General features: G+C 52.3%; 12 protein-coding genes. 9 read left to right on the top strand and 3 right to left on the bottom strand.

The window, feature by feature from the left end:
- Positions 1-842: methionine adenosyltransferase (locus MVK46_RS04960; RefSeq protein WP_297535540.1), on the bottom strand; the 842-nt coding region annotated here is incomplete at its 3' end.
- A 324-nt stretch (positions 843-1,166) separates the two neighbouring features.
- Here MVK46_RS04960 and MVK46_RS04955 point away from each other — a divergent pair.
- The 5 genes from MVK46_RS04955 to MVK46_RS04935 are packed head-to-tail and all read left to right on the top strand — an operon-like array spanning position 1,167 to position 3,770.
- Positions 1,167-1,793, top strand: coding sequence for a haloacid dehalogenase (locus MVK46_RS04955; protein ID WP_297535539.1), 627 nt, complete (start codon positions 1,167-1,169; stop codon positions 1,791-1,793).
- Positions 1,786-2,370 (top strand): endonuclease V, encoded by a 585-nt coding sequence (locus tag MVK46_RS04950; protein ID WP_297535538.1) that lies wholly within the window; start codon positions 1,786-1,788, stop codon positions 2,368-2,370. The genes MVK46_RS04955 and MVK46_RS04950 overlap by 8 nt, the downstream gene beginning before the upstream one ends.
- Positions 2,367-3,002 carry a CTP-dependent riboflavin kinase gene (locus MVK46_RS04945; protein WP_297535537.1) on the top strand — a complete coding sequence of 212 codons (636 nt, stop codon included), beginning with the start codon at positions 2,367-2,369 and terminating at the stop codon, positions 3,000-3,002. The genes MVK46_RS04950 and MVK46_RS04945 overlap by 4 nt, the downstream gene beginning before the upstream one ends.
- Complete coding sequence (locus MVK46_RS04940; protein ID WP_297535536.1) at positions 2,999-3,526, top strand: hypothetical protein; 528 nt, start codon at positions 2,999-3,001, stop codon at positions 3,524-3,526. Before MVK46_RS04945 ends, MVK46_RS04940 begins: the two co-directional genes overlap by 4 nt.
- Before the next feature lie 34 nt (positions 3,527-3,560).
- On the top strand, positions 3,561-3,770 hold the full coding sequence (locus MVK46_RS04935; protein ID WP_297535535.1) for a PRC-barrel domain-containing protein: 210 nt from the start codon (positions 3,561-3,563) through the stop codon (positions 3,768-3,770).
- Here the strand turns inward: MVK46_RS04935 and MVK46_RS04930 are convergent.
- A complete protein-coding gene (locus tag MVK46_RS04930) occupies positions 3,767-5,230 on the bottom strand; it encodes a DHH family phosphoesterase (protein WP_297535534.1) in 1,464 nt (487 codons plus the stop codon). The two genes, MVK46_RS04935 and MVK46_RS04930, sit on opposite strands and share 4 nt — an antisense overlap.
- Positions 5,231-5,350: 120 nt before the next feature.
- On the opposite strand from MVK46_RS04930, the gene MVK46_RS04925 reads away from it, so the two are divergent.
- A complete protein-coding gene (locus tag MVK46_RS04925; RefSeq protein WP_297535533.1) occupies positions 5,351-7,018 on the top strand; it encodes a hypothetical protein in 1,668 nt (555 codons plus the stop codon).
- Between the two features lie 61 nt (positions 7,019-7,079).
- On the opposite strand, the gene MVK46_RS04920 is transcribed toward MVK46_RS04925, so the two are convergent.
- A complete protein-coding gene (locus MVK46_RS04920) occupies positions 7,080-7,808 on the bottom strand; it encodes a hypothetical protein (RefSeq protein WP_297535532.1) in 729 nt (242 codons plus the stop codon).
- A gap of 142 nt (positions 7,809-7,950) precedes the next feature.
- Here MVK46_RS04920 and MVK46_RS04915 point away from each other — a divergent pair, with 142 nt between their 5' ends.
- From MVK46_RS04915 to MVK46_RS04905, 3 genes are all read left to right on the top strand, one after another.
- On the top strand, positions 7,951-8,745 hold the full coding sequence (locus MVK46_RS04915) for a winged helix-turn-helix domain-containing protein (protein ID WP_297535531.1): 795 nt from the start codon (positions 7,951-7,953) through the stop codon (positions 8,743-8,745).
- A 57-nt stretch (positions 8,746-8,802) separates the two neighbouring features.
- Positions 8,803-9,672 carry a UbiA family prenyltransferase gene (locus MVK46_RS04910; RefSeq protein ID WP_297535530.1) on the top strand — a complete coding sequence of 290 codons (870 nt, stop codon included), beginning with the start codon at positions 8,803-8,805 and terminating at the stop codon, positions 9,670-9,672.
- A 45-nt stretch (positions 9,673-9,717) separates the two neighbouring features.
- The coding region (locus MVK46_RS04905; RefSeq protein WP_297535529.1) for a DMT family transporter at positions 9,718-10,461 on the top strand (744 nt) is incomplete at its 3' end.

Below are 10,461 nucleotides of genomic sequence, written 5' to 3'. Positions count from 1 at the left end.
GCTTCCGCGCTCGTTCCGGTAACGGTGATGTAGTAGATGCCGTTCTTCGGGTCGTCAGCGGTGTTGACGAATATCTTCGTCGGTCTCTCCGTGTGCTCCTCGACGATGCCCTTCGCCGCCTCGTAGATTTCCTCCTTGACGGCCATATAGTCGTCGGGGTTGTCAACCTCGCTGTCAACTATCGCCGCCGCTATGGTCAGGTCAATCTCATCGCCCTTCCTGAGGCCCATGACCTTTATGTCCTCTCCAACGGCGGGGCACTTCTTCTTGAACTCGTCGCTGTTGAGAAGCTTTTCAGTCTCGAGGACTATCCTCTCGGTCTCGCTGAGCGGGGCGTAGCCAACTCCAAAGGAAGTGTCGTTTGCGAGCGGAATCGGGTTCTCCTTGGCCTTGTTGAAAACGCCGACGAGGTCAACGCTTCCCTGCCCGATGCGGGAGTCTATGACGACGTGGTGCTCAAGGTCGAGATGCCTGACGGCCTTCCTGAGGTATTCCTTGGCGGCCCTTATTGCGACCTGGTGAACGGGGAACTCCTCCCTGTCAACCAGCTCAACGGCCCTCCCCGAGAGGAGAATGTAAATCGGCTTGATGACCTCGCCACCACCGAACTGCGGGTAGGCCCTACCGCCAACGACCTCGACCTGGTCGGTGTTGTGATGGAGGATTATCCCGTAGCGCTTGATGTACTCCCTGCTGAGGGCCCTGCTCACGGCCTCTGCTATTCCATCGGCTATGCTGTCGGGGTGGCCTATTCCCTTTCTCTCAACGAGTTCAACCTTCTGCATCTCAACCGGGGTTCTTACAAGCTCTTCAACAACGATGTTCCTAACTTTCTCGGCCATGAGCGTCACCACCTTTCCTTTTAGCAAAAGCCGGTTCGGTGGAACTTTTATATAATTTTCGGCATGAATTAGGGAATCTAACATTCCTCACAGTTATGAACTTCGAAATCCTTAAAAGGCTCCTCGAAAAATTTTCTACGACGGTCCCGCCCGGTTGGCCCGCCGGACGGAGTGGGCTGGGCCCTCGATGAGGTCCCGTGGACGATGCCGGGCGGACAGGGCTTGGCCTCCGGACCGCCTGAGGGTGGCTCGGCCTTCGATGACGGTGGGGGATAGCCAAGCCCACATTTTTAAGCTCATTCTCCAACTCCCTTCGGTGGGAGCATGGACTCGGAGATAGAGGGCATCATCGAGGCCATTAGAAGGACCCTCGACGAGAAGGACTCCCTCAGGGAAGAAGCCCTGAAGGTAGCGAGGGAGATAGTGAGGCTGAGCGGGGACACCGTCAAAGCCCTCCACAGGGGCGACCTGAGCCTCGCAAGAGAACGCTGGGAAGAGGCCAGGAAAAGGGTTTTAAAACTCAGGGAGATTTTGGAAAAGCACCTCGACCTATACTATTCTGGCTACGTTCAGACGGCCCATCAGGAGTTCGTCGAGGCGTCCCTTTTGATGAGCTACATAATGGGGAAACCGTACCCCTGGCCCTCGGACCTCGGCGTTCCTGAAGCGGACTACGTTCTCGGCGTCGGCGACTTCATAGGTGAGCTGAGGAGATACTTCCTTCACAGACTTCTTGAAGGCGACTTGGAGAGCGCTGAGAGGGCTTACAGGGAGATGGAGAGGGTTTACAGCGCTTTGATAACCCTCGAGTATCCGAAGGGACTCGTCAACGTGAGGCAAAAGCAGGACCAGGCGCGCTACGCCCTTGAGAGAACCCTCGAAGACCTTACGAGGGCCAGGCTCAACAGGAGCCTTGAAGAAAAGCTTGAGAAGGCACTGAAGAATGACTGAATTAAAGGATTACATAGTTCCCGAAAAGCTCAAGCGAATAGCGGAAATTCAAAGAAAGCTTGCCGAAAGGATAGTTGAGAGACCCCTCCGTCTCTCTGAGATTAAACGGGTTGCCGCCGTTGACGTCTCCTACAGAGGGAATTTTAGTTGCTCCGCACTCGTCGTGTGCACCTTCCCGGAGTGCGAGCCGATAGAAACGAGGACCGCCAGAGTCGAAGTTGCCTTCCCCTACGTGCCCACCTACTTCTTCCTCAGGGAGACGAGGCCCGTTATCGTGGTTACGAAGGGGGCCGAGTTCGACGTTCTTCTTGTCGAAGGCCAAGGAAGGGCGCACCCAAGGGGCTACGGATTGGCATCTCACATCGGACTGCTCCTGGGCAGGCCAACAATAGGCGTCGCAAAGAAGGCCCTAAAGGGTGTTGAACCGGAACTCTACAGGAGGGTTGGAAAAGCTTATGTAAGCGTCGGGCACCTCGTTGATTTGAAGTCGGCCGCCGACGTTGTGAGCGCCCTCGGGGGAAGCTATCCCAAACCGCTCAAGCTGGCGGATAGGCTTTCAAAGGGGTGCTGGATATGAAGAAGGTCATCCTCCTTGTTTCGCTCGCGAAGAGAGGCTCGGTGGGCAAGAAGGTGCCCGTGACCGTTAGGGAACTCGCCTCGGAGATTAAAACCTCCCCCCAAACTGTTCTGAGACTCCTGAGGGAGATGGAGAAAGAAGGGCTTATAGAGAGGGCCGTGAGGGGAAGGCGAACCTTCATCGAGGTAACGCCGAAGGGAGCGAGCTTCCTGAAGTCCCTCTGCGATGAGATATCGAGGGCACTCTCGACGGGGGTTGTAATTGGGGAGGTCGTATCCGGGCTTGGGGAGGGAGCGTACTACGTTAAGCAGTACGCCCCGCTCATACGGGAGTACCTGGGCTTCGACCCCTATCCAGGGACGCTGAACGTCCGTGTTCTGTTTCCAAAGACGGTCTTCGACGCCCTCTGCAACGTAAGGCCGGTTCTGATTCCGGGCTTCATAAAAGAGGGCAGAACCTTTGGGGACGTTAAAGCGTACCGGGTGAGGATAGACGGGGTTGAGGGAGCGATAGTTATACCCTCAAGGACAATACACCCCCCTAAGATAGCGGAGATAATAGCCCCCGTAAAGCTGAGGGAAAAGCTTAAACTTAAAGACGGCGACAGAGTTAGGGTGGAAGTGGTAGAATGACGTGGAAGTCTGTTGCGACGTTCGTGGGACTCGGTGCTTTCATCGGGTTCATAATAGCCGTGCTGAGCTACGCGCCCGTTGAGAACAGCCTCTTTGCCTACGGCATCTACGCCGGAGCGCTGATTGGAGCCTTTATGGGGCTGAAATGGCGGGTTGACTTTCGCTCAGCCCCCGCGGCGTTCCTCCTCGGCCTTGGGGTGACGTTCGCGGTTGGCCTTGTCTGGGGGGTTTCGGGAATAAACGTGCGCCTCGCTCAGTTTCTGCTGGCCCTGGTTATGGCGGCCATGGTTCTCATAAAACCGGTGAACTTCACGGACGTTCTCCTCAGCCCCGCCACGTACCTCGGGGGCTTTGCGATAGCACTGCTAACGCTGAAGTTCTACTCCCCCCTTCAGGGGGTTGAACACGGGGTCACCGCGGTAATCATAATGACGGGGAGCGCCATAACGTTTGTGTTCTTCGGCTCGCTGGCGAGATGGGGCTTTGAGAAGTTTCGGGAGCTGGCCGGGAGGAACAATGTTTAAATACGTTCAATAATAACCTCCTCCGGTGATTGAAATGGTGATGCGCCTCTCAAAGCTTTACGGAAAGCAGATTTACAACACAAAGGGCTACTACGTCGGTTACGTTGATGAGGTTCTCATAGAGATAGACAGGGGCGCCGGAAGGGTTCTGGCCCTCGTTCTGCCGGGTGAAAAGGTGGGGATACCCTACGACCGGGTCACCGCGATAGGGGACATAGTCCTAGTCAAAGCCAGGGAAGGTTAGCCCTCTTTAACTTTTAACGCCTCCAGGAACCTTTCCGTTATTGCCTCCTCCGCAAGTTTCAGCAGAGACTCCTTGTCCTTGGCTGATTTGAAGAGGCCGAGGGGTATTCTAGCACCGGCCGACTGGGGGTGACCCCCTCCGGAGCCTATATCCCCAAAGGCTTCCTTCATCACAGCCCCTATGTTAACCCTCACGTCCCTCGTTCTCGCGGATATCTCGATTTTGTCATCAACTATGCCGAACACGAGAACTGTGTTTATGCCCTCGAGCCTGAGGAGGAAGTCCGCCGCCTCCGCCAAGGCGTCCCTGTTGCTCACGAAACCGACGTTGCTTATAACGACGTTCTTGTAAATCTTCCTGTGGAGTATTGCCCTCGCGAGTATCTCCGCGGTCTCTGTGCTTATATCCGGGTGCTCTATCTTGTCGAGGAGTTCGTAGTCCACCTTTCCGGCCAACCACTCTATCGCCTTGAGGTCAACCCTGCTGAGCTTTGAGAACTTTTTGGTGTCTATGTAAATCCCGTAGAAGAGGGCGGTTGCGAGGAGAGGATTGACCTCCATGTTCAGCCCCCTGAGGTACTCCACGAGAATGGAAGACGATGAATTGACGTCGGGCCTTATATCGAGGAATGCGTCCTTCGGGATAACATCAGAGAGATGCTGAAGAACCTGATGGTGGTCTATTATGACCTTTATCCTCTCGTAGTCAGGCTGTTCGAGAACCGTTATGTTCCCGTTGGGCTGGCAGTCCACGAGGGCTATGAAGGGGTACCTCCTCAGCTCGTAGGAGCCTCTGGAGAGCTTCATCAGGTTTATCCCCAGGAGGTTCACGAAGGCCCTGTTCTCATGGTGGGTTATATCACCCCCGTAGGCTATCTGGGTCTTGAAGCCTAGGGTCTGGGCTATGACGCTGAGGGCGGAGGCGCTCGCTATCGAGTCAGGGTCCGGGTTGTCGTGCATCAGTATGAGGAGGGAGTCTCCCTTTGATTTAAGCTCCTTGAGGTGCTTTATAAGGAGGTTGACGTTCTTCTTCTCACCTATCATTTCCACGGTTTTGATAACGGCCTCCTTGAGGGCCGCCCGGGGAGAAATCGCATAGTCAACCCGAACGTCAGCCTCAAACTCCTCCTTTATGGAGGAGACGATGTCGTCTATGGAAACATCATCGGGCAGAAGCGTTAGAACGGGAACGTCCTTGTTGTTCGACCTGATTACGTAGAGAGTCTTCTTTATTGTCTCAACGTTCATGGTCGTTATTATGACTAGCTCCGCCCGCTCTATCCCGGCTTTGAGAAGGGTTGCAGTGTAGGAGAAGTCGCCGTGAACAACATGAAAGCCGCTCTCCTCAAGGGCCTTAGCCCGGATTTCATCTTTCTCGATTATAACCACCTCGAACTCTCCTTTGAGGAATTCGGCTATAGAGCGACCTATGGCACCTCCGCCGAGGATTAACACCCTCATAACTATCACCCGGATTTCTGCACAATAATGTTTAAATACAGGCTTTAATATACTAACATGCCGAACTTGTCCGCTGAATTCTTAGCGTGGAGGGATATATATAGCTAATGGTGATGCGGAATGCAATTACCGGACAAGCCTCCCCTCACCGAAAACGCTGTGGTTACATCCTCCAGAGAGCTGTTAGACCTCATTTCAAAGGCACTCTCGCAGGGTAAAGGGGCGTTTCTTAAAATCTTCGCCAAAGACTCCAAGGAAAAATATTACATAACGGTTCTAATAGACAGGTCAAAGGTGCTCGCCGCCGAATGCCTGCTGATAGACAGCAAAACTGAAGTCCGCGGTAGCGAGGCCATAGAGATATTTAAGAGGTTCATTGGCAAACCAATGGTAGTTGACGTGTTCTCCCTTGATGAAATAGAGCTAAAGATGTCAGTCGCCGAGAACCTCGATGCTTATTCCGAGACACCAAAGACGCCCTTGGAAGAGCTACTAGGAGGAGAAACGCTGGCTATTGAAGAGGGGAAGAAAGTTGAGAGAACAGAAACGAAAGCACCACCCGAACCTAAACCCGTGCCAAAGCCAGCACCCAGGCCGGCACCTCAAAAACCTCAGACTTCCGGTAAACCGGAGGTCGTTGTGAACTTTACCGGTGGAACACTTCCGGAAAGCGCGTTTCAGAAGTACGCCGAGAACATCATAAATGAATCCCAGAGGATTAAGGGCCTTAAAATCAACAGGATTGAATTCGACGCAAACGTCGGAGAGGGAGTCGTTTACCTTAACGTTCGCGTTTACGGAAGCTCGGAGAGCGAGAACAGAAGGGAAATTGAGATTGCGGAGAAAAGGGTCTTCCACATTGTCAGCAAGCATGCCCCAATACTCCTCAGGGAGGCGGAAGTCAAACCAATCCTCAGGGACATAAGCGTAGTGATAAACGGAGAAGAAGTCAAACCGCAGGAGATAGTTGACAGAGAGAAAAAGAAAGAAGGGGACGTCACAAAAGACGGAAGGATTAAGCTCGCGGTTCTCGAGGATGTGTGGCCCTACTTCAGCAACTTCGCCAAAACCGTCATCGGCGACATAGAAGGGGCAGGAATAAGGGTAACAAGGGCGTACTTCGACGTTAGGGGCAGACAGGAGTTCGAGGTAAACCTTGCGGTGGCGGTTGAGAGCGACTTTGACAGGGCGACTACGGAGAGGACAATACGGACAATCCTCACAAGACACGCAAGGGAACTCGGAAGGAGCATCGGCAGGTACATCTCAGTCCGCAACGTTGAGGTTGAGATGGTCGAAAAGCCCACGGCAGTTACGCCGCCCTCTAAACCGATGGTAACTTCGAGCAAAGCGGCCGAGATACTCGCGAAGAAGGAGCTACTCGAAAAGGAAGTTGAGAAGCTTTTGAAGGAAGCCGGCATCGATGAACTCGCCGTGTTCACCGAGGAGAAGAAGAAAGAGGCCGAGCAGACCCTACTGAAGAGCCGCGTCGAGCCGGCAATCGAGACGCTCAAGAACAGGATACACGCGGAGCTTAAGCTGATTCCAAGGGTTACCTTCAAGTGGCTCAAGATGAACCACGAGGTCGTGGGTGCAACGGTTTACGTTGACGTCGAGGCGAGCTTTGCCAAGGAGAACGTGGGGGGTCTCTTCGGGGCGTACTCTGGTGTTTCAGACGAGAAGATAAAGAGGGACATAACAGAAACCATACGGCGCATCATAAGGGACGTCTCAAGGGAATACGGGGTGGCAATAAACCTCAGGAAGCTCAACATTATCCTCCGCTGACCTTTTCTTTATCTCAGCACTCAAGATCGTCATCATCTTTTCATCAGCACTGCCGAGGTCATCATCTATAGTGCGCCTCACTTATGTTGTTCGGCCGGTATTGATAAACCTTTGGCTCAAACCCATAGAAGGGCGTCTTAAAGACGTACATCTGCTCGACTACAATGTGGTCCTCCCTTCTGCTCATGAACTCGAGGACGTAGTCGCTGAACTCAATGTTCCAGGAGAGGAACCTTTTGGAGACCCGGTCTTTGTTGAGCAGGTACATCGAAAACGCATGCTGGCCGTTGATTATGCGGTTTGAAAGGAGGAGCTTCACAATCCTAATGCTCCGTTCCTCACCGAGTTCAAATGCCATACCATCAAGTGAAAACACGAAATCCACAACGTCCCTGCCTTTTGCCCTCCTGAAAATATCCCCGTAAATGTGCTCGAGCTTGGGGATATAAGTTTCCGGGTTGAAACCCTCAATCAGGTAGACATAGTCCCTCGGATAGCGAAAGTTGTACTTGGAGCCAAAAACGTCTATAACAACAACGTTGCCGTTCTCCCCTTCTTTTTCTATATCGAGACCGACGGATTTGGCCCTCAGTATTAACCTTGGAAGGGGAAGGTTGTAGTTTATTATAACGCCAAAGAACCCCTCGGTTATCTTACGCTCAAGCACCCTAAACGGCAGGTTCCACCCAGTTGAGAAGGAGTCGTAGATTACCAGCACGTTGGAGCCCTTTACAATGCCTCCCCCGATTGCCTCATCAACCCTGGGTAGCCCGGATGTCACCAGCTCCATGGGTTCCACAGTTTTTAGTCATCCTGAGGGGTATATAACTTTTTTGCTCTATAATAACAAAATTGCTCTTTCAGAACAAAAGTTGACTTGATAAAAAACTTTATTAAAAACCCGCAAACAAAGAAAAATGGTGAGTATAATCATGAACACGGACAACGTCCTCAAAATGATTTTGACTTCAAACGTCCGCTACAGGGTGCTCCTCGCTATTTCAGAGAGGCCGAAGACTCTTGGTGAAATCCACGAGGAAGTCGGTTCAACCAAGTCTACGATATCCCACGCCCTAAGCGACCTGATGGAAGAAAAGCTCATAACCCAAGACCCGGAGACAAAGAAGTATTACCTTACAAACCTTGGCCTGCTTGTGTCGGGTCAAATAAGGAGCATGATTGATGCGCTTGAGGTGATAAAAAGTTTTGAAGACTTCTGGTTGGCCCACGATTTAAGCGGAATTCCCGAACCGCTCCTTCTCAGGATTGGCGACCTTAAGGGGGCAAAGATTCACCGGGTCACGCCTGAGTCCCTGAGGCCGCCACACCAAGTGTTTATGGAGCTCCTCAAAACTTCCGAGTGGGTTAAAGGCGTATCCCCGATTCTCTTTACGGATTACCCCCGGGAGTTCATGTCCCTTGCCCTTGAGAAGGGGGTTGATATTGAAATAATAACGACTCCAAAGGTCTACGAAAAGCTCATCGAGATGTCCGAACCCGAGGTGGTGGGGCTTGTCAAGGAGGCCCCCAACGTCAGGCTGTACATAATTGAGGAAAATCCAAAGGTTGCCTTCACCGTAACCAATAACTTCCTGTCCCTTGGCCTGTTCTTTCCAAACGGAACCTACGACATGACGAGCGATATTATCGCAACAACTGAACGCGCTAAAAGGTGGGGAATAGAACTTTTTGAACACTACAAGAAAAATGCTAAAAGAGTCCTATGATATATGTAATTATGGGAGATAGAGGTGTCTCTGAATGAACTTAGTTCGGTTCGAAGATTGAACTTCGCGGAAGCCAGCGTTAGGGTAGCCGAAGGACTGCTTTCGTTTCTGATTTCCACTTCCATTTTCCTCGCCGCCAGCGGGGTTCTAAAGCTCTACCTTGCGTTCCTGCTTTACGGGGCCTCCCCGAGGATAAACCTTCTGCTGGCAACGTTCCTTCTGATATTCAGTGTGTACAACCTCAACAAGCTAACGGACTTCAAAGAGGACGAGATAAACAATCCCGAGCGCGTTCGATACGTTAGAAGGTTCTACGGAATCCTGAAGTATTCCATCGGGGTCTCGTTCGTAGCGGCAATAATCTTAAGCATCGCAACGAGTCCCTGGGCCGTTCTCGTGATGCTGTTTCCCGTTATTACTGGGGTTCTCTACAGTGTCAGGCTGTCCCCCAGCCTTCCAAGACTGAAGGATATAACGGGCGTTAAGAACATCATCATAGCCCTAACCTGGGCAAACGGAACGGCGTTTCTGCCCTACCTCACCACAGAAGCCCCTCTGAGTGCCGTCGCTCTCGTTTACTACTACTTTTTCATGAAGAGCATTATCAACACGATACTCTTCGACGTGAGGGACATAGAGGGCGACCGGCTGAGCGGTATAAGGACTATACCCGTCAAGCTCGGTGTTAGAAAAACGAGAAAACTCCTTCTGGCCCTCAACACAACCCTCCTCGCGTGGCTCCTGACGGCGTTCATGCTGGGGTATTTTGATAGGTACATTCCGGTGCTCCTGTTTTCAATACTCAATGGATACGTCTACATACTGTACTTCACCAGCAGAACCAACCCGGGGAAACTCCTTGACGTGTGGGTGGACGGGGAATGGTTTTACACGACGCCGCTCGCAGTTCTTGTTACCAACATCTAAACGTTAAAACGCTAATTTTTTAAAGTGAGCGCAACAGTCGAACACATGCAAACACTAATCCTGGGAACAACGGCGGCGCTCGCATCGGCCTTCTCCTGGGCGTCCTCGACGATACTGATAAGGGTGGGTCTCAGAAGGCTCTCTCCCATCGGCGCCAACATATTCAGACTTTACGTTGCCTCAACGCTCTTTCTCATAATCTTTGCCCTCACAGGGAATTTAAGCGTCTTCAAACTGCCTCTCAGGTTGCTCATCTTAGCCTTCATATCCGCCCAGTTCGGCTTCGTCATCGGTGATTACTTCTACTTCAACGCCCTCAAGAGAATGGGCGTCTCGAGGACCGTGCCCATAACCTCAACGTACCCGCTCTGGGCAATCCTGTGGGCGATACTCTTCCTCGGCAGAACTGTTAAGCCCCACGTAATCATCGGAGCTGTTCTCGTCGTTCTGGCGATAATAATCGTCAAGAGGGCCGAGGAAGAGGAGCACGCCGACAGACTCGGCTTCATATTCGCTTTTGTGGCCCCAATTTCATGGAGCATCGCCATAACGATAATGGACTATCTAACGAGTAGCATACCATCGCTCCAGCTGGCAGGAGTTAGGATGGTCTTCGCTGCCCTCGGGGTCTCGGTCTTCCTCCCAAGATACGGGAAAGAGGTGAGAGGGATAAGCAGAAAAGAAGCCCTCGTTCTCGTTGGTGCCGCCGTTCTCGGCTTGATACTCGGCCAGTACCTCTTCGTGTACTCAGTTTCGCTCGTCGGCTCGCCGATAGCCGCCCCAGTCTCA

The organism is Thermococcus sp. (genome assembly GCF_027066465.1).
In the GTDB taxonomy this organism is placed as follows: Archaea; Methanobacteriota_B; Thermococci; order Thermococcales; family Thermococcaceae; genus Thermococcus.
The sequence above is the reverse complement of the archived record's forward strand: the minus strand, read 5'-3'. Positions and strand labels throughout refer to the sequence as shown.

Excerpts from the sequence above, each read along its gene's own strand:
- MVK46_RS04955 (WP_297535539.1), top strand. The coding sequence starts at position 1,167 with ATGGACTCGGAGATAGAGGGCATCATCGAGGCCATTAGAAGGACCCTC.
- MVK46_RS04915 (WP_297535531.1), top strand. The coding sequence starts at position 7,951 with ATGAACACGGACAACGTCCTCAAAATGATTTTGACTTCAAACGTCCGC.
- MVK46_RS04950 (WP_297535538.1), top strand. The coding sequence starts at position 1,786 with ATGACTGAATTAAAGGATTACATAGTTCCCGAAAAGCTCAAGCGAATA.
- MVK46_RS04945 (WP_297535537.1), top strand. The coding sequence starts at position 2,367 with ATGAAGAAGGTCATCCTCCTTGTTTCGCTCGCGAAGAGAGGCTCGGTG.
- MVK46_RS04935 (WP_297535535.1), top strand. The coding sequence starts at position 3,561 with ATGGTGATGCGCCTCTCAAAGCTTTACGGAAAGCAGATTTACAACACA.
- MVK46_RS04940 (WP_297535536.1), top strand. The coding sequence starts at position 2,999 with ATGACGTGGAAGTCTGTTGCGACGTTCGTGGGACTCGGTGCTTTCATC.
- MVK46_RS04920 (WP_297535532.1), bottom strand. The coding sequence starts at position 7,808 with ATGGAGCTGGTGACATCCGGGCTACCCAGGGTTGATGAGGCAATCGGG.
- MVK46_RS04930 (WP_297535534.1), bottom strand. The coding sequence starts at position 5,230 with ATGAGGGTGTTAATCCTCGGCGGAGGTGCCATAGGTCGCTCTATAGCC.
- MVK46_RS04925 (WP_297535533.1), top strand. The coding sequence starts at position 5,351 with ATGCAATTACCGGACAAGCCTCCCCTCACCGAAAACGCTGTGGTTACA.